Raw genomic sequence first — 25,600 nt, forward strand, 5'->3', positions numbered from 1 at the left:
ACTCAGCGCTGACGGGCCTTGAAACGCGGGTTGCTCTTGCAGATCACGAACACCTTGCCGCGACGGCGCACAACCTTGCAGTCACGGTGCCGCTGCTTGGCGGACTTCAAAGAGGAAAGCACCTTCACGGCCAGCTCCTGACACTAACGGAAAAAGACAAGCACGAAAGTGTAGCTGCTTGATTGCCTTGGAACAAGTCCGGATTCACAACAATGTCGGGACGGACCGGGCTTCGGCCACTACCGATAGGAATTGGGCCAGCACCGGGGACGTATCGTCCCGCCGGCTCGCGACGGCCAGGAGCATATAGGCGTCGGGGTCCTCCAGCTGAACGTAGCTCACGCCCGGAAGGCTGACCGTGCACATCGAGGCCGGGATCAGAGCCAGGCCCATGCCCGCTGCCACCAGCATCAGCAGTCCATTGATCTGCTGCGCGTGCTGGCGGATGAGGGGGTGGAAGTCGGCCTTGGCGGCGATGAGGGTCAGCCGGTCGTACAGCGTGGCAGCCAGTTCGCGCGGCTGCACCACGAAGGGAGCGTCGGCCACTTCCCGCAGCCAGATCTTCCGGCGCGAGGCCAGCGGGTGTTCCGATGGCAGGGCCAGCAGCAGGGGTTCCCGGTCGATCTCGTCGATGCGCAGCGCGTGCAGGTCCGCCTCGTGCTTGGGCATGTCGCGGACAAAACCCACGTCCAGCTCACCCGCCAGCAAGGCCGCGAACTGGGGCTCGGTATACATCTCGCTGAGGATGACCCGGACATGCGGCGCGTGGCGCCCGTAATGCAGCAGGGTCTGGGGCAGGGAAGGGTGGAACGTGACCGACACGGTGTAGGCCAGTCGGAGCTGCCCGCTGAACCCCGCCGCGGCCTGGGAGACCTGGCCGCGGGCTTCCTCGACCTTGGCGAGGATCTGTCGGGCCTGTTCCAGGAAGACGCGGCCGGGTTCGGTCAGGGCGACGTTGCGTTTGTCGCGATCCAGCAGTCGTACGCCAAGGTCGGCCTCAAGTGCCTGGATCTGCTGGGAAAGCGGCGGCTGGGAAATATGCAGGCGCTGGGCCGCCCGGGTGAAGCTGAGCTCCTCGGCCACGGCAACGAAGTAACGCAGCTGGCGGAAATCGAACATATAGGATTTACATATAAGTTTCGCGGGAAATATATATTGGTTTATGTGATCTGTCGAACATATCCTTTCGCTCGTCCCGCCACCGTCCCCTCCCCCCAGGTGGCGGCGACCCTCGCCCCGCAGCGACGCTACCCCCGCGATACCCGGCCCCTCCCCCTGGCCCGCTATCGACGCGTCGTCTGGCGGGGCGCTTTCATTTCCGGGCTCCCGTGTCGACGACCGACCAGCGCTCAGAGCGTGCTGGCCAGTCGCATTCCCTGGGCGATGGCCCGCTTGGCGTCCAGTTCCGCAGCCACGTCCGCGCCGCCGATGACGTGAGGCGTCACGCCCATGGCGAGCAGGGCGTCGGCGAGTTCGCGCAGGGGTTCCTGGCCGGCGCAGACGACGACGTTGTCCGCCGGCAGTACCTGTGATTTGCCTTCGACGGTGATGTGCAGGCCGGTATCGTCGAAGCGCTCGTAGGTCACGCCGCCGAGCATGGCGACCTGTTTGTTCTTGAGCGTCGCGCGGTGGACCCAGCCGGTGGTCTTGTTGAGGCGCGCACCCGGCCGGCCTTCGGAACGCTGCATGAGCCAGATCTGGCGAGCCGGGCGTTCCGGCGCGCCGGCGAGCAGGCCGCCGCGGGCTTCGAGGAGCATGTCCACCCCCCACTCACGCGTCCAGCGCGTCACGTCGGTGGTGGGGGAGGGGGCGTGTTCCACCAGGAATTCGGCCACGTCGAAACCGATGCCGCCGGCACCGATGATCGCTACGCGCTGCCCGACCGGGCGATCGCGCGCCAGCACGTCCAGGTAACTCAGGACACGGGGATCGTCGCTGCCGGGAAACACGACTTTGCGTGGGGTGATACCGGTGGCAATCACCACTTCGTGGTAATCGCGCAGCGAAGCGGCATCCGCTTTCGTGCGCAACCGCAGCGTGACGCCCGTGTCCTCGAGTCGATGCCGGTAGTAGCGCAGCGTCTCGTGGAATTCCTCTTTTCCCGGGATGCGCTTGGCGTAGTTGAACTGCCCGCCGATTTCCTCGGCTTGATCGATCAGCGTGACGTCGTGGCCGCGCTCGGCCAGCGTGCTGGCGCAGGCCATGCCCGCGGGGCCTGCACCGACGACGGCAATGCGTTTGCGGCGTGCCGCCGGCGCGATGACCAGCTCGGTCTCGTGGCAGGCACGCGGATTGACCAGGCAGCTCGCGCGTCTGTTCTGGAATACGTGGTCCAGGCAGGCCTGGTTGCACGCAATGCATGTATTGATGCGGTCGGCGCGCCCAGCGCGGGCCTTGGCCGCCCAGTCGGGATCGGCCAGCAATGGCCTGGCCATCGACACCATGTCGGCATCGCCGTCGGCGAGGATTCGCTCCGCGACGTCGGGCATGTTGATGCGGTTGGTGGTGATCAGCGGAATGCCGACCTGGCCCTTCAGCTTGCGGGTCACCCAGGCGAAACCGGCGCGGGGGACGCTGGTGACAATGGTCGGGATCCGCGCTTCATGCCAGCCGATACCCGTATTGATGATGCTGGCGCCGGCGGTTTCGATGGCCTTCGCGAGCGTCGCGATGTCGTCCCAGGTCTGGCCTTGTTCGACCAGATCCAGCATGGAAAGGCGATAGATGATGATGAAGTCCCGGCCCACCGCTTCTCGCGTGCGCCGCACGATCTCCACCGGGAAGCGCATGCGCCGGGCAGCGTCGCCGCCCCAGGCGTCCGTTCGGCGGTTGGTGCGCTCGACGAGGAACTGGTTGATCAGGTAACCCTCGGAGCCCATCACTTCGATGCCGTCGTAGCCGGCATCCTGGGCCAGCTGCGCGCAATGGACGAAGTCACGGATGGTGCGCTCGACGCCACGGGCAGACAGTGCGCGGGGCGTGAATGGCGTGATGGGAGATTTGATCTTCGAGGGCGCGACTGACAGCGGATGATAGCCGTAGCGCCCCGCATGCAGGATCTGCATGCACAGCTTGCCGCCTTCCGCGTGGACCGCGCGGGTCAACTTGCGATGCGGGGCGACGTGCCAGGGCAACGAGAGACGTCCCCCGAACGGCTTGAGCCAGCCCTGGATGCTGGGCGCGATACCGCCGGTGACCATCAATCCGACGCCGCCGCGGGCCCGCTCGGCGAAGTAGGCGGCGAGCTTGTCGTAGTCCGCCGCTTTGTCCTCCAGGCCCGTGTGCATCGAGCCCATCAGGATGCGGTTGGGCAGGGTCGTATGACCGAGGTCGAGCGGTGCGAAGAGATGGGGGTAGTCCATACGGCCCGGAATGTTCAAACGAGCGTATGAATGTGCCCGTTCGGTGGGCGGAAAAGCAAGGCTCAGCCGAGCAGCTGGCGTACCAGGGCGATGTAGCGGCGCATGGCTTCGTCCCGCGGCATGTCGCGCAGCTTGGCCCAGGCCTCGTATTTGGCCGTCCCGACAAAGTCGAAAAAGCCGGGTACATCGCCGTGGACCTCGCCTTCGGACCCCTGCTTGTAGAGCGCGTACAGTTTGAGGAGGGTGTCGTTGTCGGGCCGTTCGCCCAGCCCCTGGACGTCCTCGGCGGCTTGCTGGAACTCGCGTTGAAGGTCGTCGCTCATGGACTCGGGCTGAAGGTCGGGCGAAGGCGGGCGGGCTAGATAGCACGCGCTCCGGGCAGGGTCAACGCGTTAAGATAGTTGCTTTGCCCGCCGCCGGAGCCGCTATGAGTCCCTCGCCACCCGTTCCCGTGCTCACCATCGACGGGCCTTCGGGATCCGGCAAGGGCACCATCAGCCGCCTGGTGGCCGAGCATCTGGGGTGGCGCCTGCTGGATTCCGGCGCGCTTTACCGGGCGGTCGGGTACGCGGCGGGCATGGAAGGGCTCGATCTTTCCGATGCGGAGGCCGTCACCCGCTGCGCCCAGCACGTGAAGATCCGCTTCCAGGCGGCCCCGGACGGCGGCGACACCCATGTGCTGGTCAACGGCCACGACGCCACGGACGAGCTGCGCACGGAGACCGCCGGCGCGGCCGCTTCGGCGATCGCCTCGATCCCCTCGGTCCGGGCGGCCCTGGTGGACCTGCAGCTGGGCTTCCGCAAGGCCCCCGGACTGGTGGCCGACGGCCGGGACATGGGCACCGTGATCTTTCCGGATGCGCCCTTCAAGGTGTTCCTGACGGCGAGCGCCGCTGAGAGGGCGAAAAGGCGCTATAAACAGTTGAAAGAAAAGGGGCTCAGCGTTACACTTGCCAGCCTTCAGCGCGAGATCGAGGCGCGTGATGCCAGGGATGCGTCCCGGGCAGTCGCGCCGCTCAAGCCGGCCGAGGATGCGGTCCTGGTGGATACCACCGGCATGAGCATCGACGATGTCGTCGCGAAAGTACTTGCCGTCCTGCAGCCTCACCCGGCTGCCTGAAGGCATAAGGTGCCCGCGCCTGGCGCGGGATTTTGGTCAACGGTGCCGAAGGGGATCTTCCTCGTAGACACCCACAACCGGTGGGCCGATCCGCATTGCGCAAACTTTCCCAGGCGCACGGTGGAGCAGGCCTTTTCTCATTTCTGGAATCAACATGACTGAAAGTTTTGCCGAGCTGTTTGAACAGAGCCAACAGGCCATCTCCAAGCTGAAGCCGGGCGCCATCGTCAGCGGCATCGTTGTGGAAATCCGCAACGACGTCGTCGTCATCAACGCCGGCCTCAAGAGCGAAGGCATCGTCCCGATCGAGCAGTTCAAGGACGAGAGCGGCACGCTCGAGGTGCAGGTGGGCGACGAAGTGAAGGTCGCTCTCGACGCACTGGAAGACGGCTTCGGCGAGACCAAGCTCTCCCGCGAGAAGGCCAAGCGTTCCATGGTGTGGGACGACCTCGAAGCGGCCTTCGAGAAGGAAGAGACCATCACCGGCAAGATCTCCGGCAAGGTCAAGGGCGGTTTCACCGTCGACATCAAAGACGTCCGCGCGTTCCTGCCGGGCTCGCTGGTCGACGTGCGCCCGGTCCGCGACCCGGTGTACCTCGAGGGCAAGGACCTCGAGTTCAAGATCATCAAGCTGGACCGCAAGCGCAACAACGTGGTCGTCAGCCGCCGCGCCGTCGTCGAGACCGAGTTCTCCGAGGAGCGCGAGAAGCTGCTTGAGCGCCTGACCGAAGGCGCGGTGGTCAAGGGCACCGTCAAGAACCTCACCGACTACGGCGCGTTCGTGGACCTGGGCGGCATCGACGGCCTGCTGCACATCACGGACATGGCGTGGAAGCGCGTGCGTCATCCGTCCGAAGTCGTCAACGTCGGCGACGAGCTGGACGTGCGCGTGCTGAAGTACGACCGCGAGCGCAACCGCGTGTCGCTGGGCCTGAAGCAGCTGGGCGACGACCCGTGGGTCGCCATCGCTCGCCGCTACCCGGTCGGCAGCCGCCTGTTCGGCAAGGTCTCCAACGTCACCGATTACGGCTGCTTCGTCGAGATCGAGCCGGGCGTGGAAGGCCTGGTCCACGTGTCCGAGATGGACTGGACCAACAAGAACGTCAACCCGGCCAAGGTCGTGCAGGTCGGCGACGAGACCGAAGTGATGGTGCTGGACGTGGACGAAGAGCGTCGCCGCATCTCGCTGGGCATCAAGCAGACCCGCTCCAACCCGTGGGAAGCCTTCGCCGCCATGCACAAGAAGGGCGACAAGGTGTCCGGCCAGATCAAGTCGATCACCGACTTCGGCATCTTCATCGGCCTGGACGGCGGCATCGACGGCCTGGTCCACCTGTCCGACATCTCGTGGCAGGGTACGGGCGAAGACCTCGTGCGCAACTTCAAGAAGGGCGACGAGATCGAGGCCGTGGTGCTGGCGGTGGATCCGGAGCGCGAGCGCATCTCCCTCGGCATCAAGCAGATGGAGCAGGATCCGTTCGGTCAGTTCATGGCCACTAACCCGCGCGGCACGGTCGTCACCGGCACGGTGAAGGAAGTGGACGCGAAGGGCGCGGTGGTCGACCTGGGCGAGGGCGTGGAGGGTTACATCCGCGCGAACGACATCGCCAAGGAGCGCATCGACGACGCCACCCAGCACCTGAAGGTGGGCGACAAGGTCGAGGCCAAGTTCACCGGCATGGACCGCAAGGGTCGCCAGCTGCAGCTCTCCATCCGCGCCAAGGATGAAGAGGAACTGCAGGACGCGATGCAGGAGTACTCGTCGGCTTCCGGCGGTACGACCAAGCTCGGCGCCCTGCTGAAAGAGCAGCTGAACAAGGCCGACTAAGCAACACTCGCTGGACACGGGGCGGCGCTCGCCGCCCCGTGGTTTCATCGTCACGGACATTGGGGACCCATGACCAAATCCGAATTGATCGAAGCGCTGGCTCGGCGCCAGACCCATCTGGCCTTTAGCGATGTCGAGCTGGCCGTCAAGAGCGTCATCGAGCAGATGAGCAACGCGCTTTCGCAAGGCGAGCGCATCGAGGTGCGCGGGTTCGGCAGCTTCGCGCTGCATTACCGTCCGCCGCGCATGGGCCGCAATCCCAAGACCGGCGAGGCGGTGGCCCTGCCGGGCAAGCATGTCCCCCATTTCAAGCCGGGCAAGGAACTGCGGGAACGCGTCAATCAGTCGTTGGCTGAGGCAGCTTCCGCATAAGCATCCCGGTAAACGGGCTGGATGAAGGCAGGCGGCTTCGTGCCGGTCCTGCCTTCTTTTTTTTATGGGCTCCGCTTTTTGTTTGCGCACGTCCTGTCATCGGAAGGGCGCGGCATGCATGAACGGGGTAGGCCATACGCCTGTGCCGGTTGACATCAATCGGTTAAAGTCGCCGCCATGCGATTGATCGTCACGCTCATCCTTCTGCTCTTCGTCGCCGCCGGCGTGGTGGTGGGCGCGCTCAACGCCGACCTGGTCGACTATGACCTGGCATTCGCACGTTTCCAGATGCCGAAGGGCGCGGCCGTGCTCGCCGCCATGGTGCTTGGGTGGCTGCTTGGTGGCCTGACCGCGTGGCTTGGGGTCAGCATGCGCCACCGTCGTCATCGCAGGCAATCCGCCCGCGCCACGGATTCCAGGTCGCCCGCAGACGCATGATCGCCCTCTATGTGCTGGCCCTGCTGATCCCGGTCGCCTTCGTCAGTGGCTGGTGGACCGCCCGGAGCGCTGGAGCAAAACGCTCGGGCGCCCAGGTAAGCGAGCTGTCTTCCGACTATTTCCGCGGTCTGAACTACCTGCTCAACGAGGAGCAGGACAAGGCTATCGAGGTATTCCTGCGCCTCGCGGAATACAACCGCGACACCGTGGAAACCCATCTCGCGCTCGGCAACCTGTTCCGTCGACGCGGCGAGGTGGACCGCGCCATCCGCCTGCACCAGCACCTGGTCTCCAGGCCTGGCCTTTCCGATGCGATGAAAACCGTCGCGCTCCTGGAACTGGGCGAGGACTACATGCGTGCCGGACTGCTCGATCGCGCCGAAACGCTGTTCTCCGATCTCGTCGCGATGGATGCCCATGCGCCGTCGGCGCTGCGCCATTTGATCGCGATCTATCAACACGAGCGCGACTGGCACAAAGCCATCGAACATGCGCGCCGTCTGGAAGCGATGACCGGCGAAGACGAGGCCGGCATGATCGCCCAGTTCTATTGCGAGCTCGCCGAGCAGGCCCGCCAGCATGGCGCGCGCCAGGATGCGCGGGAATACCTGCGCCAAGCCTTCGCCTGTCAGGCTGATTGCGTCCGCGCCTTCATGCTCACCGGACGCCTCCATGCCGAAGAAGGCGAGCACGATCAAGCGGTCGATGTCTATGAAGCGGCCGTCGAGGCGGATATCGCCTTCGTGCCGGAAATTCTTCCGCCGCTGCTCAACAGCTATGCGCGCTCCCAGCAGATGGAGCGCGCCGAGCGTTTCCTGCGCGATATCCTGGAGCGCTATCACGGCATTTCGCCGGTGCTGGCGTTGACCCGCCTGTACCAGCAGCGCGACGGTGAGCGCACGGCGATCGATTTCCTCACCTCACAGTTGCGTCAGCGTCCCTCGGTGCGAGGCCTGATGGCGCTGATCGACGCGACCATGGACAAGGTCGAAGGCGAGGCGCGCGAGAACTTCCTGATCCTGCGCGACCTCACCAGGAAGCTGCTGGAAGGGCAGGCGATGTATCGCTGCAGCCGCTGCGGCTTCGGCGCCAAGGCGCACCATTGGCAGTGCCCGAGCTGCAAGAGCTGGAGCACGATCCGCCCGATCCACGGCGTCGCGAACGAGTGACGCCGCCATGACGCCTTTCATGCTGGCCTCAGGGATGGTGCTGGCAGCACTGCTGATCGCCTTGATCGTGGTGCGCATCGCGATCGCATACGCCCATCGCCGGGGCATGTTCGACCAGCCCGGCCAGCGGCGTTCGCATTCCATTCCCACCCCCCGTGGCGGCGGCATCGGCATGGTCGCTGCCGTGCTCGCGACGTCGCCCTGGGCGCTGCTTGTGCTGGCACCGGCCTGGTCCTGGCCCGTGCCGCTGGCGTTGGCCCTGGGAACGGTCCTCGTCGCCGCGATCGGCTGGTGGGACGACCATCACTCCTTGCCGGTGCTGCCGCGGCTCGGCGTGCAGCTGGCGTCGTGCGCCCTGTTCGGGATAGCCATGAGCGCGGGCGCCATCTCCTGGCTATGGCTGCCGGTCTTGGTGCTTGGTGGGGCCTGGAGCATCAATCTGCACAACTTCATGGATGGAATCGATGGCCTGCTCGCCCAGCAATGCCTGTTCGTAGCCATCGGCCTGGGCATGCTGGCCGCCGGAGCGGGACAGACCTCCCTGGCGGTCGCGGTTGCCTGCCTGGCGGCGGCCGCGCTGGGTTTCTGGTGTTACAACCGGCCCCGGGCGGCGATCTTCATGGGCGATGTAGGCAGCGGGACGCTTGGTTTCCTTCTCTTCGCCTTCACGGCCCTGCTGTGGCGGACCGAGACAGCCCTGCTCTGGCCGGCCTTGACCCTGAGTTCATCCTTCATAACGGACGCTAGCCTTACTCTTCTGAGCCGTTTTCTGAAGGGACGGCGCTGGTACACTCCGCACCGCGAACACCTGTATCAATGGCTGGTTCGCAGTGGCATGTCGCATGCGGCGGGGGGGGCGTGCTATCTGGCCTGGAACCTTCTGGTCGCCGCGCCGCTGGCGTGGCTGTCATGGTTCTGTCGGGGCTGGGGGTGGACGATCTGCGTCGTTACGTATTTGATCGCAGGCGCAGCTTGGATGCTCGCCAAGCGCTACTGTCTGTGGCGTACCCAGCACAAGGCCAGTCATGTCGCTACGTAAACTGATCGCTGTCATCCATCCGCGTGCGGCAGTCGCGTTACACGACCTGCTCATGGCGGCGATCGCCTGGTGGGTGGCCAAGTCGCTGCGTTACGCGCTGGTCGACGACGTCGCGGTCCATTTCCACCTGTTGGAATTCCCGCTGGTGCTGGCAGTGCAGGGCATCGTCCTGAACTGGACCGGCCTCTATCGCGGCCTCTGGCGCTTCGCCAGCCTTCCCGACCTGTGGAACATCCTGCGCGCCACCATCATCGGCGCCCTGTCCATCGGCTTGATCCTGTTCCTGTACAACCGCCTGGAAGACGTACCGCGCTCCGTGCTGCTGGTCTATCCGGTGGTGCTGTCCATGCTGCTCGGCGGCCCGCGCCTGGCCTACCGCTTCTGGAAGGACAGCCGCATCGACATGTTTCAGTCGCAGCCGGTGCAGCGGGTCCTGATCGTCGGCGCGGACCGTGCCGGCGAAGCGCTCGCCCGCGATCTGCATCGCGACAGCCGCTATGCGGTGGTCGGTTTCGTGGACGACCATGACAGCCTGCGCGGCGCCAGCATCAACGGCCGTCCGGTGCTGGGCCGCATCGACCTGCTGCCGGAACTGGCGCGCGAAGTGGCCGCGCAGATGCTCCTCATCGCCATGCCGGCGGCCTCGACGGAGGAAATGCGTCGGATCGTGGAACTTTGCGATCAGACCGGCCTGCCATACCGCACGGTACCCAAGCTGGAAGATGTCGTCGCCGGCCGCGCGCATTTCAACGAGATCAAGGAAGTCGCGATCGAGGACCTGCTCGGCCGCGATGCCGTGGAACTGGACTGGACCGCCATCCGCGAGACGCTGACCGGCAAACGCGTGCTCGTCACCGGCGGCGGCGGTTCGATCGGCTCGGAATTGTGCCGACAGGTGGCTCGCCTCGGTGCGCAGTCGCTCTGCGTGGTGGACAACGCGGAGTTCAACCTCTACCAGATCGCCCAGGAGCTGCGGCAGGAATTCCCCGAGCTGCTGTTCGAGCCCATCCTGGCCGACTGCGGGGACCCGGCCGCGATGACGCGGCTTTTCGTGGAGTTCAAGCCGCAGGTCGTGTTCCACGCCGCGGCTTACAAGCATGTGCCGCTGCTGCAGGGCCAGCTCCGTTCGGCCTTCCGCAACAACGTGCTGGCTTCGCGCAACATGGCCGACATGGCGGACCGCCACCAGGCCGAGTGCTTCGTGCTCATCTCGACCGACAAAGCGGTCAATCCCACCAGCGTGATGGGCGCCTGCAAGCGCATCGCCGAAATCTGGTGCCAGAACCTCGATGCGCGTTCGACCACGCGCTACATCACGGTACGGTTCGGCAACGTGCTCGATTCGGCCGGTTCGGTCGTGCCGCTGTTCCGCAAGCAGATCCGTGCCGGCGGCCCGGTGACCATCACGCACCCGGAAATCTCCCGCTATTTCATGACCATCCCGGAGGCCTGCCAGCTCATCCTGCAGGCGGCCAGCCTGGGCAAGGGCGGGGAGATCTTCGCGCTGGACATGGGCGAGCCGGTGAAGATCCGCGACCTGGCCGAGCAGATGATCCGCCTCGCCGGCAAGAAGCCCGGCACCGAGATTCCGATCGTGTTCACCGGTCTGCGTTCCGGCGAGAAGCTCTTCGAAGAGCTGTTCCATCCGCTGGAAAACTACACGGCGACCGCGCACGCCAAGATCTTCCTCGCGCAGTACCGCCAGGTCAGCTGGGAGTTGCTGCAGGCCCAACTGGTCAAGGCTGCCGAAGCCACGGTTGCCTACGATGAGGAATCCCTGCGGCGCTGCGTGTCCAGCCTGCTGCCATCGTTCCGCTGGAGCGACGTGGCGCAGCCGGACAACGTGGTGTCGATCCGTCGCAATGAATCAGGAGAGAAGTGAGTGAGCAAGCCTCTGCGCAAGGTGGTCTTTCCGGTGGCGGGCCTGGGCACGCGTTTCCTGCCGGCCACCAAGGTGGTCGCCAAGGAAATGCTGCCGGTGCTGGACAAGCCGCTGATCCAGTACGCCGTCGATGAAGCCGTCGATGCGGGCGCGGACACGCTGGTGTTCGTCACCAACCGCTACAAGCACGCCATCGCCGACTATTTCGACAAGGCCTACGAGCTGGAGGCCAAGCTGCAGGAAAAGGGCAAGGACGAACTGCTCGCCCTGGTGCAGGGCACGCTGCCGCGCAACGTGCGCGCCATTTTCGTCACCCAGCCCGAGGCGCTGGGCCTGGGCCATGCCGTGCTCTGCGCCAAGCCCGTAGTGGGCGACGAGCCATTCGGCGTGATCCTTCCCGACGACCTGATCTGGAACAAGGGCAAGGGCGCGCTGGGCCAGATGGCCGAGCTGGCCCAGGGGCAGGGCGCCGCCGGCGTCATCGCGGTGGAGGAAGTGCCGCAGAACGACACCGACAAGTACGGCATCGTCGATGCCACGCCCATCGACCCGCGCAGCGCGCAGATCCGCCACATGGTGGAGAAGCCCAAGCCCTCCGAGGCACCGTCGAATCTTGCGGTGGTGGGCCGCTACGTGCTGCCGGGCCGCATCTTCGAGCTGCTGGAGAAGACCACTCCCGGCGCCGGCGGCGAAATCCAGTTGACCGATGCGATCGATGCGCTGCTGAAGGAGCAGGGCAAGGTGCTGGCCTACCGTTTCGAGGGCACCCGTTTCGACTGCGGCAACAAGGCCGGCCTGGTGCGCGCCACCATGCACATGGCGCTGCAGGACCCGAAGCTGGCCCCGGTGGTGCGCGAGCTCCTGGCTGGGCTTTAAGGAGCCCGCTCTCGCGACAACGCACTCCCTTTCCCCTCCGGGGAGAGGGAGGAGAGGGCCGGGGTGAGGGGTCCTACGAAGCGATAAAGCAAACGCACGACACCGTGCTTCGCCTCGCCGTCCCGTTTTCTGTAAACCCCCTCATCCAGCCGATACCCGCCTTCTCCCTCCGTCGGAGGGAAGGGCTCCGGGTCTGTAGACATCGAAAGCTCATGGCCGCCCAAATCCAACCGGCGCCATGCCACAATCCCTGCTGCATTCCGCCAGGAATCGCGGGCAGGATGCGTCAAGGGGAAGACCTGATCACGACGCTGTTCCACTTGGTGGGGCGGCGTCGTCGCATGCGGGATTCGGCCCGAGGCCGGCGCTAGCCGTCTTTGTTTCATCGGATGAATTGTCAGGAAGCATTATGGATTTGCTGCGGTTTCTGCTCTCTTTGCCCGTCCGTCTGGTACGCGGCCTGCTCTATGTGATCGCGCTGCTGCTGCGGCCGCTGATCGGCAACGTGTCCTGGTCCGCACCGGGCTGGATGCCCGCCACGGGCGCGTACGTGAAGCGCAGGCCGCTGCACTCGGCGGGCATCCTGCTCGCCACCGTGGCGATCGCCGCGGGTGGCTGGTTCGGCTGGGAGTGGTACAAGAACCGGCCCAAGCCGGTGGAGCCGACCCGGATCACCTTCGAGGTGAGCAAGCCCGGGATCACCGACTACACCGCGCAGACCATCACCTACCATCCTCTGGTCGTGCAGTTCTCGCGCTCCGCGGCACCGCTGGAGCTGGTGGGCAAGCCGGTCACCGCGGGCGTGGTGATGGACCCAGTGGTGAAAGGGCAGTGGACCTGGCAGGACGATCGCACGCTGCGCTTCGCTCCCTCCGAAGACTGGCCCGTCGGCAAGCATTTCGAAGTCCGCTTCGACGTGCCCAAGGCGTTCGCGCCGCACGTGCTGATGGCCGACGATCATTTCAGCTTCGACACCGAGCCGTTCACGGTGACCCTCGGCCGCGGCGAGTTCTACCAGGATCCGACGGACGCCACCGCCAAGAAGACCATCCAGCCGGTGGACTTCAATTATCCGGTGGACACCGCGCAGTTCGAGAAGCGCATCGCGCTGACCCTCACCCAGAAGGGCAGCCTGGACAGCGCGCTGAAGTACACGGTCACCTACGACCCATACAAGCTGCATGCCTGGATCCATTCGCAGCCGCTGGCCCTGCCGCGCGACGACGGCGCGGTGAAGTACGCCATCGACAAAGGCGTGCACAGCCTGCGCGGCGGCGACGGTTCCAAGGAGAAGCTCGCCACCGACGTGAAGGTGCCCGGCCTCTACAGCCTCACCATCGACGACATCACGCCCACCCTGGTCGACAACGACAAGTACGAGCCCGAACAGGTCATGGTGATGACCGTCAGCGGCACGGTGCGCGACAGCGAAGTCGCCGGCCTCACCAAGGCGTGGATCCTGCCGCGGCGCAACCCCGAGGTGGAGCAGTCGGACGACGACGCGCCCTATCCCTGGGACGTCTCGCAGGTCAGCGAAGCCCTGTTGCGCAAGTCGCAGCCGCTCAAGCTGGAGCTGGTGCCCACCGAGGGCGACTACCAGGCCGCGCAGAGCTTCAAGTACCACGCCGAACCCGGCCAGCGCGTCTATGTGCGCGTCGAGAAGGGGCTGAAGTCGTTCGGCGGCTACATCCTGGGCACGGCACGGACCGAGGCGTTCACCGTTCCCGACTATCCCAAGCTGCTGCGCTTCATGGCCGATGGCTCGCTGCTGTCGTTGAGCGGCAGCAAGCGCATCTCGGTCGTTTCGCGCAACCTGCCTGGCATGCGGGTAGAGGTCGGCCGCGTGTTGCCGGACCAGCTCCAGCACCTGGTCAGCCTCAATGAAGGCACGTATGCGCGTCCGTCGCTGAATTACTCCTTCAGCGAAGACCACATCGTCGACCGTTTCGAACAGAAGCGCAGCTTCCCCAAGGGCGATCCGGGCAAGGCCCACTACGAGGGCGTCGACCTCGCGCAGTACCTGAAGGACGGCAAGCGCGGCGTGTTCCTGCTGCACCTGTCCAGCTACGACGCGGCCGCCGAGAAGAAGGCCGCCGCGGCCGCCGCGGCCGCCGCGGCGGACCAGGGACCGCAAGCCGCCCCCCGCACAGGCGACGAATCGGAAGGGAGCGCGACGGAAGGCGAGTCGGAAAGCGAAGGCTACGAAGGCGATGGCAGTTCCTCCGACAACGGGCCCGACCCGACCGACACGCGCCTGGTGGTGGTCACCGACCTCGGCGTGCTGGTGAAGCGCGCCATCGATGGCAGCCAGGACGTTTTCGTGCAGTCCATCCACGACGGCCAGCCGATCGCCGGCGCCACCGTGTCGGTGCTCGCGGTCAACGGGCAGACGCTGTACAGCGAGGCCACGGGCGCCGAAGGCATGGTGCATTTCCCGACGCTCAAGGGCCTGGAGCGCGAGAAGCGTCCGGTGATGTACCTGGTGAAGAAGGGCGAGGACCTGTCCTTCCTGCCCATCGGGGGCTACGACCGCCAGCTCGACTATTCGCGCTTCGACATCGGCGGCGAGCGCAACGCCACCAACCAGGGCCAGCTGTCGGCTTATCTGTTCTCCGACCGGGGCATCTATCGCCCGGGCGACACCTTCCATATCGGCCTGATCGTGCGCGCCGCCAGCTGGACCCGCAGCGTCGCCGGCGTGCCGCTGCAGGCGGAGATCGTCGACCCGCGCGGCGTCTCGGTGAAGCAGTTGCCGATGTCGATGGACGCCAGCGGCTTCGGTGAGCTGTCCTATGCTCCGGCCGAAACCGCGCCCACCGGCACCTGGACCGTCAATCTGTACATCGTCAAGGACGGCCGGGCCAGCGCGCAGATCGGCAGCACCACCGTGCAGATCAAGGAGTTCCTCCCCGACCGCATGAAGGTCGAGGCCAAGCTGTCCCAGCAGGTGCCGGAAGGCTGGGTGAAGCCGGACCAGCTCAAGGGCGTGGTCGACGTGCAGAACCTGTTCGGCACGCCGGCCGAGAACCGTCGCGTGGAAGCGTCGCTCACCCTGCGCCCGGCGTGGCCGGAATTCCGCAGCTGGCAGGGTTATCACTTCTACGACGTCCGCCGCGCCAAGGAGGGTTACGAAGAAGCCCTGCAGGACGGTACGACCGACGACAAGGGCCATGCCGAATTCGACCTGGACCTGAAGAAATACGCCGACGCCACTTACCAGCTGTACTTCCTGACCAAGGCTTACGAGGCCGAAGGCGGGCGCAGCGTGGCCGCTGCGGCGCAGACGCTGGTGTCCAGCAATGACTGGCTGGTCGGATACAAGGCGGCGGACAGCCTGGACTACGTCAGCCGCGGCGCGCAGCGCAGCGTGCGCCTGGTGGCCATCGACAGCCACGCCAAGGCCACGGACCTCAAGGACCTGCGTGCGCAGCTGATCGAGCGCCGCTACATCTCGGTGCTCACCAAGCAGGATTCGGGCGTCTACAAGTACCAGTCCAAGCTGAAGGAAATCCCGGTCAACGAACAGCCGCTGACCATTCCGGCCGCAGGCATGGACTATCCGTTGCCAACGGACAAGCCCGGCAACTACGCCCTGGTGATCCTGCGCGGCAGCGATCGCGTCGAGGTCAACCGCGTGGACTACTCCGTGGCCGGCGACGCCAACGTGTCGCGCTCGCTGGACCGCAACGCCGAGCTGCAGCTCAGCCTGAGCAAGCAGGACTACGCCCCGGGCGAGTCGGTGGAGATCGCCGTGCGCGCGCCGTACGCCGGCAGCGGCCTGATCACCATCGAGCGCGACAAGGTCTACGCGCACGCCTGGTTCCACGCCGATACCACCAGTTCGGTGCAGCACATCACCGTGCCGGCGGACTTCGAGGGCAACGGCTACATCAACGTGCAGTACATCCGCGACCCGGCTTCGGACGAGGTCTTCATGAGTCCGCTGAGCTACGGCGTGGTGCCGTTCTCGGTGAACCTCGATGCGCGGCGCAACGCGGTGAAGGTGGATTCGCCAGCCCTGGTGAAGCCGGGCGAGACGGTGACCTTCAAGCTCACCTCGCCGCAGCCGGCCAAGGCCGTGGTGTTCGCGGTGGACGAAGGCATTCTGCAAGTGGCCCGCTACAAGCTGGGCGATCCGCTGAAGTTCTTCTTCCGCAAGCGCATGCTCGAAGTGGGCACGTCGCAGATTCTCGACCTGATCCTGCCGGACTTCGAGAAGCTGATGACCATGGCTGCGCCGGGCGGCGACGCGGATGCGGCGATCGGCCGCCAGCTCAACCCGTTCAAGCGCAAGCGCGACAAGCCCGTGGCCTATTGGTCGGGCATCGTCGATGTGGACGGCGAGAAAGATCTCACCTACCAGGTGCCGGATTACTTCAACGGCAAGCTGCGCGTGATGGCCGTGACCGTCTCGTCGGAACGCGTGGGTACCTTCGAGGGCTCCACCACTGTGCGCGGTGACTTCGTGCTGTCGCCGAACGTGCCGACCACCCTGGCCCCGGGCGACGAGGCCGAAGTCAGCGTGGGCGTGGCCAACAACCTCACCGGCCTGGGCGGCAAGCCTGTGCCTGTGGCGGTGACGCTGAAGACCGGCCCGCAGCTTCAGGTACTGGGCGCGGCCACGCAGAACCTCAGCCTGGGAGAGATGCGCGAGGGCGTGGCGCTGTTCCGCGTGAAGGCCACCGATAAGCTCGGCTCGGGGAATCTCGCTTTCACCGCGGGCTATGGCGGCAAGTCGGCCAAGCAGAGTGTGGATCTGTCCGTGCGTCCGGCCTCGGCCTACCGCACCCAGGTCGACGTCGGCCGTGTGGACGCCGGCGCCAAGACGGACGTGCCGGACCTGCGCAAGCTGTACGACGAGTACGCCTCGCGTGACGCCGCGTTCTCGCCGCTGCCGGTGGTGCTGGCCCAAGGCCTCACCAGCTACCTGGTGAACTACCAGAACTATTGCAGCGAACAGATCATCAGCTCGGCCATGCCACGCCTGGTGCTGAGCAAGTGGCCGGTGGTACCGGCGTTCGCCCACGCGCTGCAGCCGGCTTTCGAGCAGAAGAAGCTCACCAACGAAGAAGCGCTGTCGAACTTCCTCGACGTGCTGCACTCGCGCCAGAACGGGCAGGGCGGCTTCGGCCTGTGGTCGGCGACGCCGGATGCGGAGCCGTTCGTTTCCGCCTACGCGATGAACTTCCTCATCGAAGCCCGCGATCGCGGCGTGAGCGTGCCGAAGGACATGTTCGACGCCGGCAACCGCTACCTGCGCCAGCTCGCCGGCGACAACGGCATGGACTCGCTGGACAAGCTGCGCCAGCGCGCCTACGCGGTCTACCTGCTGACCCGCCAGGGCAATGTCACCACCAACGACCTGGCGGCGGTGCAGAAGCGCCTGCAGGAGGCCTATCCGGACGAGTGGAAGAACGATCTGGCCGCGGCGTGGCTGGCCGCGTCCTATCAGCTGCTCAAGCAGGACAAGCAGGCCGCGCTGCTCATCGCCGGCCCGCAGAAACTGCTGGAGCGCAACGACAGGGACAAGAACTACGTCTACGGCTACTACTACGACGCACTGATCCGCGACTCCAGCGTGCTCTACGTGCTCGGCAAGCACTTCCCCGAGCGGGCGAAGAACCTGTCGCCGCGCGTGTGGGAGAACATCACCTACCCGTTGGCGCACCGCTGGTACAACACGCTGTCCTCGTCCATGACGCTGCTGGCCCTGGACGCCTATGCCAACGACGCGGCCGGCGACATCAGCAAGCTCGGCATCGACGAAGTGCATGCGGACGGCAGCGTGAAGGCCATCGCCAGCCTGCAGGGCAACCTGATGCAGGCCGGCAGCTGGGGCGCGGCGGCGGCCCGCCTGCGCTTCACCAATGGCGGCGGCCTGCCAGCGTGGTATGTCGCCAGCCAGGGCGGCTACGATCGCGACGCGCCGGGCAAGGCGGTGAAGGACGGCCTGGAGATCATCCGCGAGTACACCGATACCAACGGCAAGGTGCTGAGCGAGGCCAAGGTCGGCGAGGAGATCGACGTCCACGTGAAGATTCGCGCCACGAGCAGCAAGGGCATCTCCAACGTGGCCATCGTCGACTTGCTGCCGGGCGGTTTCGAGCCGGTGATCCAGCCGGCGCCGGAAGTGACCGACCATCAGGAGGACGGCAGCGAGCAGAACGACCAGGGTGGCGACAGCAAGGTGGACGCCAGCGCCTGGCGCTCGCCGATCGGCCTGTCCAGTTCTACCTGGACGCCGGAGTACGCCGACATCCGCGAGGATCGCGTGGTGATCTACGGCACTGCCACCTCGGACGTGCGCGAGTTCGTGTATCGCATCAAGGCCACCAACGCGGGCAAGTTCATCGTGCCGCCGGCCTACGGCGAATCGATGTACGACCGCGCGATCCAGGCGCGTTCGCCGGGCGGCGCGACGCTGACCGTGAGCAAGCCGTAAGGGAGAGGCCCCGGCGAAGCGCGACGCCCATTCCCGACCACCCACTCCCACTCCCCTCCAGGGAATGGCGTGGGTGAGGGGGCCGGGCGAAGCGCAACGCCGAATCTCGCGGTGGGGCCCCAGGAGCCTTTCCGCTCCGCGAAGCGCTATCGAAGGCCCTCTCCACCCACGGTCGCCGAAGGACATTTTCGGGTGACCGGCACCTTCTCCCCGCAAAGGCGAAGGATTCGATCTTGGAAACCGAGGCTTGAAAGCCGTACCCGCTAACGTCGTCGTCAATGCTGTCGTCCGCTGGGTCCTCCGCTGGCAGAACTGGCTGGTCGGCGCGGCGCTGATCGCCGCCGTGCTGGTCGGCTTGCGTCTGTGGCCGCATCCGCGGCTGCGCGAATGGCTTCCCTCGTCCACGGCCGTCTACGACGCCAAGGGCCATCTGCTGCGCCTCACCCTCGCCAGCGACGACCGCTATCGCCTGTGGGTGCCGCTGCACGACATCTCTCCCCAACTCGTGCAGGGCGTGCTGCTGCATGAGGACCGCTGGTTCCGCTGGCATGCCGGCTTCAATCCCTACGGCCTTGCCCGGGGCGCGTGGATCACCTACGCGCGGCATGGCAATCCTCAGGGCGGATCCACCGTCACCATGCAGCTGGCGCGTCTGCTGTGGCGCCTCAACACGCGTTCGCCGATGGGCAAGTTGTGCCAGGTCGGCCGCGCCATCCAGCTGGAGCTGTTCTATTCCAAGGACGAGATCCTCGAGGCCTATCTCAACTACGCGCCTTACGGACGCAATGTGGAAGGCGTCGGCGCCGCCAGCCTGGCCTATTTCGACAAGCCGCCCGCGGCCCTGACCTTGCCCGAGGCGCTCACCCTGGCGGTGGTGCCGCAGGACCCGACGCGGCGCCTGCGCGCCGGGCGCGAGGCCGAGGACACGGCACCCGATGTGATCAACCGGCAGCTCGCCGATTCGCGCAACCGGCTCTACCTGCGCTGGCTCCGCGAACATCCGGCCGATGCCGGTCTCAAGCCGCTGTTCGCGCTGCCGCTGAACCTGCGTCCGCTGTCGCGCCTGCCATTCGAGGCGCCGCATGCGGTGGAGCAGCTGCTCGCCGCGCGCCGGCTGGATGCCGGCGCCGCGGACAGCCGCGTCGCCACCACGCTCGACCTGGATATCCAGCACAGTCTGGAACGCCAGGTCAGTCGCTACATCGAGCGCAACCAGTCGCGCGGCGTGCGCAACGCGGCGGCGATCCTGGTCGACACGCGCGATATGGCGATCAAGGCCATGGTCGGCTCGGCCGATTACGGCGACGCTTCCATCCATGGCCAGGTCAACGGCACCCTGGCCAAGCGCTCGCCGGGTTCCACGCTGAAACCCTTCATCTATGCGCTGGGGTTCGACCAGGGCGTGCTGCATCCGCAGACCGTGCTGCGCGACGTGCCCACGTCGTTCGGTCCCTACACGCCGGAGAACTTCGACGGGCACTTCCTGGGCCCGGTGACCGCCACCGAGGCACTGGTGCGCAGCCGCAACATTCCCGCGGTCTGGGTCGCTTCGCAGTTGCGCGAGCCGAGTTTCTATCAGTTCCTGCGCGATGCCGGCATCGGCCGGCTGGCGAGCGAGCAGCACTATGGGCTGGCGCTGGTGCTCGGCGGCGGCGAAGTCACCATGCAGGAACTGGCCGGCCTGTACGCCATGCTCGCCAACCGCGGCGAGCTCAGGCCGTTGCGCCTGGCCGCGGCGGACCCGGTGCCGAAACAGGGCACCCGCCTGCTCAGCGAGGAGGCGAGCTTCATGGTGATGGACATGCTGCGCCAGAACCCGCGGCCGGACGAAACGACGGGTGCGCAACCATCCCGATGGCCGGTGTATTGGAAGACCGGCACGTCGTGGGGTTTCCGCGATGCCTGGACCGCCGGCAGTTTCGGGCCGTATGTGCTGGTGGTGTGGGTGGGCAATTTCGACGGCAGCAGCAATCCGGCCTTCGTGGGCGTGGAAGCGGCGGCTCCGCTGTTCTTCCAGATCGTCGACACGCTGCGCGCCGAACAGCCGGGACTGGCCGAGCCCATCCGCCGCATGCCGGCCAACCTCAAGCGCGTGTCCATTTGCCTGGCCAGCGGCGACCTGCCGAACCAGTGGTGTCCGCAGAAGGGGACGACCTGGTTCATTCCGGGCAAGTCGCCGATCCGCGTCAGCCAGGTGCATCGTCCCGTGGTGATCGACGACGCCACCGGCAAGCCCGCCTGTCCGCCCTACGACGGCAAGCGCACGCACCTGGAGGTTTACGAATTCTGGCCGTCCGAGCTGCAGCAGGTCTTCATCCAGGCCGGCATTCCGCGCCGCACGCCGCCGCGCAACGAGGCCTGCGTCAACGGAGGCGAGGCGGCGGGCGAACCTCCGCGCATCACCTCACCGCTGCGCGGCAGCATCTACGCCATGCGCATGAAGCGCCGCGAGGAGGACCGCATCGCTTTCAGTGCGAATGGCGACGCGGCGACGCGCACGCTGTACTGGTTCGTCAACGACGCCTACGTCGGCAGCAGTGCGCCCGGGCAATCGCTGTTCTGGCAGCCGGCGAGCGCGGGCAACTACGAGGTACGCGTGGTCGACGACCGCGGCATGAGCGATACGCGGCCGCTCGGCGTGAGCCTGGTCGAGTGACCGAGGCCCGGCTGCGGGCCGCCACTACGCCCCTGCCATGCGTCACGCCGGACGCCGCGTGGCACTGCGCTATGCTTGCTGGCCTGTCCCGCGCAGCCTGCCTCCGACCGATGCGATGAAGCAGCCACCGGCACCTTCCTACTACCGCGCCACCGCCGTCGGCTACGAGCCATACGCTGCGCTGCGGGGCCGGGCCGAGGCGCGCGTGGTGATCGTCGGCGGCGGCTTCGCCGGGCTGCACACGGCCCTGGGCCTGGCCGAGCGCGGCGTGCGCGACGTGGTGCTGCTGGAGCGCGAGCAGATCGGCTTCGGGGCCTCGGGCCGCAATGGCGGGTTCGTGTTCGCCGGTTATTCGCTCGGCGAGCAGGCGCTGCTGGATCGGCTCGGCGAGGAGCATGCGCGAGCGCTGTTCGGCCTCACCACGGCGGCGGTGGATCGCATCCGGGCACAAGTGACGCGTTACGGGATCGCCTGCGACCTGGTGGACGATGGCGTGCTGTGGGCCAACTGGTTCCGCGATCCGGCCGTATTGCGCGGACGCCAGGCGCTGCTGGAAAAGCACTACGGCGTGAACTGGGAATGGGTGCCGCGCGAAGCGCTGCGCGAGCGTGTGCGCACCGAGCGCTACTTCGATGGTCTCTACGAGCGCAACGCGTTTCACCTGCACCCGCTGAACTTCGCCATCGGGCTCGCCGGCGCGGCCGCGGGGCAGGGTGTGCGTATCCACGAAAACACCGATGCCTGGCGGTTGCGCCGCGACGGCCTGCGCTGGCGCGTGGAGACCGATCAGGGTTCGGTACTCGCCGAGCACGTGGTGCTGGCCTGCGGCGGCTATCTGGCCGGCCTGCACCGGCAGATCGACCGCGCGATCCTGCCCATCGCCACCTACGTGATGGCCACCGAGCCGCTGGGCGACCGCCTGCGCGAATGCCTGGACACGCGTGCGGCAATCTACGACACGCGCTTCGCGTTCGACTATTACCGTCCGCTGCCGGATACGCGCCTGTTGTGGGGCGGCCGCATTTCTGTGCGCAACCGCTCGCCGCGAGCGGTCCAGCGCGTGCTGACGCGCGATATGGCGCGCGTGTTTCCCGCATTGAAAGGCGCACGGATCGATTTCGCCTGGTCCGGCCTGATGAGCTATGCGCGCCACCAGATGCCGCAGATCGGCGGCGGCGACGAGGGCCTGTGGTGGGCGCAGGCCTTCGGCGGCCATGGCCTGGCGCCCACGTGCGCCGCCGGCGACCTGCTCGCCGCCGCCATCGCCGAGCGCGACGAGCGCTGGAAGCAGTTCGCCGATTACGGCCTGGCCAGCGCGCACCGGCCCGCTGGCTATCTGGCGGCGCAGGCCAGCTACTGGTGGCATCAGGGCAAGGACTGGTTCAAGACGAGGCTGGAAGCATGAGCGAGACGCAGGACACCGCCGAGATCAGCTGGGCGGATTTCGAGAAGGTGCTGATCGTGGCCGGCACGGTCGTACGGGTCGAGCCTTTCCCCGAGGCCCGCAAGCCGGCCTGGAAAGTGTGGGTGGATTTCGGACCCTACGGCGAGAAGAAGACCAGCGCGCAGATCGTCGCCCTGTACCGGCCCGAGGAGCTCGTGGGAAGGCAGATCGTGGGCGTGATCAATTTCCCTGAAAAGCAGGTGGGGCCGTTCCGCTCGCAGTTTCTCCTCACCGGTTTTCCCACGGAGGAGGGCGTGGTGATCACCACCGTGGAACGGCCCGTACCGAACGGCACGCGTCTGGCCTGATCTTGGTCGATTCGCCGCCCGCATGGCGGCCGTGCCGCGCCATGTCCGGTCCATTCGCGGTCCGCATCATGCCGCTCTTTCCCAAGCAAGGACGATCCATGCACGCAACGCTTCGCCTCCTGCTCGCCGGCGCCGCCGCGCTGGTTTTCACCCAGGTTCATGCCGTCGACGACCGCGGCTGGGCCAAGCCCGAAAAGCCGTTCCGCCTGTACGGCGATACCTGGTACGTCGGCACCCATGGTCTCAGCGCGGTGCTGATCACGTCGCCGCAAGGGCACGTGCTGATCGACGGCACGTTGCCGGAGAACGCTCCGCAGATCGAAGCCAACATCAAGGCGCTCGGTTTCCGGCTCGGCGACGTCAAGGCCATTCTCAATTCCCACGCGCACTTCGACCATGCCGGCGCGATCGCGGCGCTGGCCAAGGCCAGCGGCGCCAAGGTCTACGCCAGCCAGTCGAGCGCGGAGGAAATGATGGCCGGCGGCGACTACGCCGAAGACCCCCAGAACGGCGAGGCGCCTCATTACCCGAAAGTCGCCAAGGTCGAGGTCGTGCAGGATGGCGGCAAGGTGAAGGTAGGCGACATCGAAGTGACCGCGCACTACACGCCCTGGCACACTCCCGGCGCGACCAGCTGGACGTGGCGTTCCTGCGAGAAGGAGCGCTGCATCGATGTGGTCTACGCGGACAGCATCACCGCGTTCACCAATGGCGTTTACCGCTATGGCGACCCCGCACATCCGGAGCGGGTGGCGGCCTTCCGCAAGACGTTCGGCATCGTCGCTGCGCTGCCGTGCGATTTGCTGCTCACGACGCATCCTGACGTCAGCGGCTTTTTCGACAAGGTGTCCGCACATCGTGCTGGCGCCACCCCGGATCCGCTGTTTGATCCGGACGCGTGCAAGACCTTCGCGAAGACGTCCGCGGCCAACTTCGAGGACAAACTGAAGAAGGAAGCGAGCGAGGCGAAGCGCTGAGCGGGCGCCTCAGCCGCCGCGGTCCAGCCACACTTCCAGTCCCTGGGCATTGAGTTCGATATCCATGCCCAGGATCTGCAGCAGTTCGTCGCGCGACCCCTTCCAGCCATGGGCCGCCAGGCGCTCGGCGTAGAGGTCAGTGAGCGCCCACTTCAGCCATTCGTGGCGCTTGTCCTTCGGTTCGCCGCGCACCGCATGAGCGAGGCTGGCCATCGCATTGATCTGCTCGTGCAGCCCCTTGGCCAGCCGCACAACGTCGCCGACGCCGCCGAAATGGGTGACGTACATAATCTCCGGCTCCAGCGCGACCAGGCGGCGGATCGAGTCGTGCAGCGCTTCCGGCTCGAACTGCACCGGCGTGCTGGTGGGCAGGGCGAACGGGCCGCGCGCCGCGTCGAACTCGCGATAGGAAAGGCCAAAGGTGTCGCCGGTGAAGCAGGACCGCGACTGTTCGTCATAGACGCACAGATGGTGTCTCGCGTGGCCGGGCGTATCGAGGCAGCGCAGCGGGCGCCCCTGCAGCCCGACCACGTGGCCTTCGGGCGCCTGCACGACACGTTCGGCGGGAATGGGGCGCAGGTGGCCGTAGGTCTTCTCCATGACCTCTTCCCCATAGACGGCCGTGGCGCCGGCCCAGAGCTGCGCGGGGTCGATCAGGTGCCGTGCGCCGCGGGGGTGCACTACCGCCTTCGCGTTAGGCAGGTGCGTAATCAGTTCGCCTGCGCCGCCAGCGTGGTCCAGGTGCACGTGGGTCAGGATCAGCCAGTCGACTTGTTCCGGCGCCAGGCCCGCTTCAGCCAGAGCATCCAGCAGGCGTGGGACGGCGAAAAAGGTACCGCAGTCGATGAAGGCGCCGCGTCCGTTCTCGACTACCAGGTAGGCCGCGTCGAAGCGGGGACGCACGAAGCCGGTGTCGATCGTGTGAATGCCCTGGGTGGGAGTCATGTCCGCCTCATCGTGGAAACCCGGACGCGAGCGTAGCAAGGCCGCCGCGCCTCTTGTGCCGCGGCGCCGCAAAAGCTAGAGATGCGGCGTTCACTTCGCGGATGCGCTTCCATGACCCATCTCCTGCTGCTGGTGCTCGACCTGCTCGGCACCTTCGTTTTCGCGCTGAGCGGCGCGGTCACCGGCGTGCGCCGGCAGCTCGACCTGTTCGGCGTGCTGGTGCTGTCCTTCGCTGCCGGCAACGCGGGCGGCATCACCCGCGACCTGCTGATCGGCGCCACGCCGCCCGCGGCGATCGCGGACTGGCGGTATCTCGGCGTATCGGTACTGGCAGGCGTGATCACCTTCTATCGCTACCCGGTGATCGACCGGCTCAAGCATCCGGTGCTCATGTCCGATGCCGCGGGCCTGGCCCTGTTCGCCGTGGCCGGTGCGCAGAAGGCGCTGGCGCATGGCCTGAACCCGCCCATGGCGGCCTTGCTGGGCATGCTCACCGGTGTGGGCGGCGGCATCCTGCGCGACGTGCTGGTCTCGGAGATTCCGGCCGTGCTGCGGGCCGACCTCTATGCCGTGGCGGCGCTGGCCGGCGCAAGCATCGTGGTGGCCGGCAGCCTGCTGCAGCTTCCGCCTACCGCTTCGACGCTGGCCGGCGCCGCGTTGTGCTTCGGCCTGCGCTTCATGGCGATCCGCTACGGCTGGCACCTGCCGCGTGCGATGGGCGCGCAGGAACCGCCGCGCTGAC

Annotated in this window: 19 protein-coding genes; 14 read left to right on the forward strand and 5 right to left on the reverse strand. The window is 66.5% G+C overall.

Annotation, left to right across the window (positions count from 1 at the left end; translation table 11 throughout):
• Positions 1–2: 2 nt before the first annotated feature.
• The 4 genes from ykgO to RKE25_RS11080 all read right to left on the reverse strand — a co-directional run bounded on the left by ykgO (position 3) and on the right by RKE25_RS11080 (position 3,685).
• Complete coding sequence (ykgO, locus tag RKE25_RS11065; protein ID WP_008215056.1) at positions 3–128, reverse strand: type B 50S ribosomal protein L36; 126 nt, start codon at positions 126–128, stop codon at positions 3–5.
• Between the two features lie 76 nt (positions 129–204).
• Positions 205–1,119 carry a LysR substrate-binding domain-containing protein gene (locus tag RKE25_RS11070; RefSeq protein WP_311842268.1) on the reverse strand — a complete coding sequence of 305 codons (915 nt, stop codon included), beginning with the start codon at positions 1,117–1,119 and terminating at the stop codon, positions 205–207.
• Positions 1,120–1,349: 230 nt separating this feature from the next.
• Positions 1,350–3,362, reverse strand: coding sequence for an NADPH-dependent 2,4-dienoyl-CoA reductase (locus RKE25_RS11075; RefSeq protein ID WP_311842269.1), 2,013 nt, complete (start codon positions 3,360–3,362; stop codon positions 1,350–1,352).
• Positions 3,363–3,424: 62 nt separating this feature from the next.
• Entirely contained in the window at positions 3,425–3,685 is a 261-nt protein-coding gene (locus tag RKE25_RS11080; protein WP_311842270.1) for an acyl-CoA-binding protein, read from the reverse strand.
• A gap of 104 nt (positions 3,686–3,789) precedes the next feature.
• On the opposite strand from RKE25_RS11080, the gene cmk reads away from it, so the two are divergent.
• The 13 genes from cmk (at position 3,790) to bla (ending at position 23,913) form a co-directional block, all read left to right on the forward strand.
• Positions 3,790–4,482 carry a (d)CMP kinase gene (cmk, locus tag RKE25_RS11085; protein ID WP_311842271.1) on the forward strand — a complete coding sequence of 231 codons (693 nt, stop codon included), beginning with the start codon at positions 3,790–3,792 and terminating at the stop codon, positions 4,480–4,482.
• A 154-nt stretch (positions 4,483–4,636) separates the two neighbouring features.
• Positions 4,637–6,310 (forward strand): 30S ribosomal protein S1, encoded by a 1,674-nt coding sequence (gene rpsA / locus RKE25_RS11090; protein WP_311842272.1) that lies wholly within the window; start codon positions 4,637–4,639, stop codon positions 6,308–6,310.
• Positions 6,311–6,379: 69 nt separating this feature from the next.
• Positions 6,380–6,682: an integration host factor subunit beta gene (locus RKE25_RS11095; RefSeq protein WP_311842273.1), complete on the forward strand. Its 303-nt coding sequence runs from the start codon at positions 6,380–6,382 to the stop codon at positions 6,680–6,682.
• 177 nt (positions 6,683–6,859) lie between these two features.
• The gene (locus tag RKE25_RS11100) at positions 6,860–7,120 is read left to right on the forward strand and encodes a LapA family protein (protein ID WP_311842274.1); all 261 of its coding nucleotides are present in this window, start codon (positions 6,860–6,862) and stop codon (positions 7,118–7,120) included.
• Positions 7,117–8,289 (forward strand): lipopolysaccharide assembly protein LapB, encoded by a 1,173-nt coding sequence (lapB, locus tag RKE25_RS11105; RefSeq protein WP_311842275.1) that lies wholly within the window; start codon positions 7,117–7,119, stop codon positions 8,287–8,289. Before RKE25_RS11100 ends, lapB begins: the two co-directional genes overlap by 4 nt.
• Positions 8,290–8,296: 7 nt before the next feature.
• Positions 8,297–9,328, forward strand: a complete 1,032-nt coding sequence (locus RKE25_RS11110; protein ID WP_311842276.1) for a glycosyltransferase family 4 protein — start codon at positions 8,297–8,299, stop codon at positions 9,326–9,328.
• Entirely contained in the window at positions 9,315–11,210 is a 1,896-nt protein-coding gene (locus tag RKE25_RS11115; RefSeq protein WP_311842277.1) for a nucleoside-diphosphate sugar epimerase/dehydratase, read from the forward strand. Before RKE25_RS11110 ends, RKE25_RS11115 begins: the two co-directional genes overlap by 14 nt.
• Positions 11,211–12,086, forward strand: a complete 876-nt coding sequence (gene galU, locus RKE25_RS11120) for a UTP--glucose-1-phosphate uridylyltransferase GalU (protein WP_311842278.1) — start codon at positions 11,211–11,213, stop codon at positions 12,084–12,086.
• Positions 12,087–12,495: 409 nt separating this feature from the next.
• Positions 12,496–18,528, forward strand: a complete 6,033-nt coding sequence (locus tag RKE25_RS11125; protein ID WP_311842279.1) for an alpha-2-macroglobulin — start codon at positions 12,496–12,498, stop codon at positions 18,526–18,528.
• Between the two features lie 247 nt (positions 18,529–18,775).
• Positions 18,776–21,184 (forward strand): penicillin-binding protein 1C, encoded by a 2,409-nt coding sequence (gene pbpC, locus RKE25_RS11130; RefSeq protein ID WP_311842280.1) that lies wholly within the window; start codon positions 18,776–18,778, stop codon positions 21,182–21,184.
• Between the two features lie 115 nt (positions 21,185–21,299).
• A complete protein-coding gene (locus RKE25_RS11135; RefSeq protein WP_311842281.1) occupies positions 21,300–22,589 on the forward strand; it encodes an FAD-binding oxidoreductase in 1,290 nt (429 codons plus the stop codon).
• The gene (locus RKE25_RS11140; protein WP_311842282.1) at positions 22,586–22,936 is read left to right on the forward strand and encodes a tRNA-binding protein; all 351 of its coding nucleotides are present in this window, start codon (positions 22,586–22,588) and stop codon (positions 22,934–22,936) included. The genes RKE25_RS11135 and RKE25_RS11140 overlap by 4 nt, the downstream gene beginning before the upstream one ends.
• Before the next feature lie 98 nt (positions 22,937–23,034).
• Positions 23,035–23,913: a subclass B3 metallo-beta-lactamase gene (gene bla / locus RKE25_RS11145; protein ID WP_311842283.1), complete on the forward strand. Its 879-nt coding sequence runs from the start codon at positions 23,035–23,037 to the stop codon at positions 23,911–23,913.
• A gap of 9 nt (positions 23,914–23,922) precedes the next feature.
• Here the strand turns inward: bla and RKE25_RS11150 are convergent, their stop codons facing one another.
• Positions 23,923–24,858: an MBL fold metallo-hydrolase gene (locus tag RKE25_RS11150; protein WP_311842284.1), complete on the reverse strand. Its 936-nt coding sequence runs from the start codon at positions 24,856–24,858 to the stop codon at positions 23,923–23,925.
• A 111-nt stretch (positions 24,859–24,969) separates the two neighbouring features.
• On the opposite strand from RKE25_RS11150, the gene RKE25_RS11155 reads away from it, so the two are divergent.
• Positions 24,970–25,599, forward strand: a complete 630-nt coding sequence (locus RKE25_RS11155; protein ID WP_311842285.1) for a trimeric intracellular cation channel family protein — start codon at positions 24,970–24,972, stop codon at positions 25,597–25,599.
• The last annotated feature ends 1 nt before the right edge of the window (position 25,600 follow it).

Origin of the sequence: Dyella sp. BiH032 (assembly GCF_031954525.1) — a bacterium.
Classification (GTDB): domain Bacteria; phylum Pseudomonadota; class Gammaproteobacteria; order Xanthomonadales; family Rhodanobacteraceae; genus Dyella_D.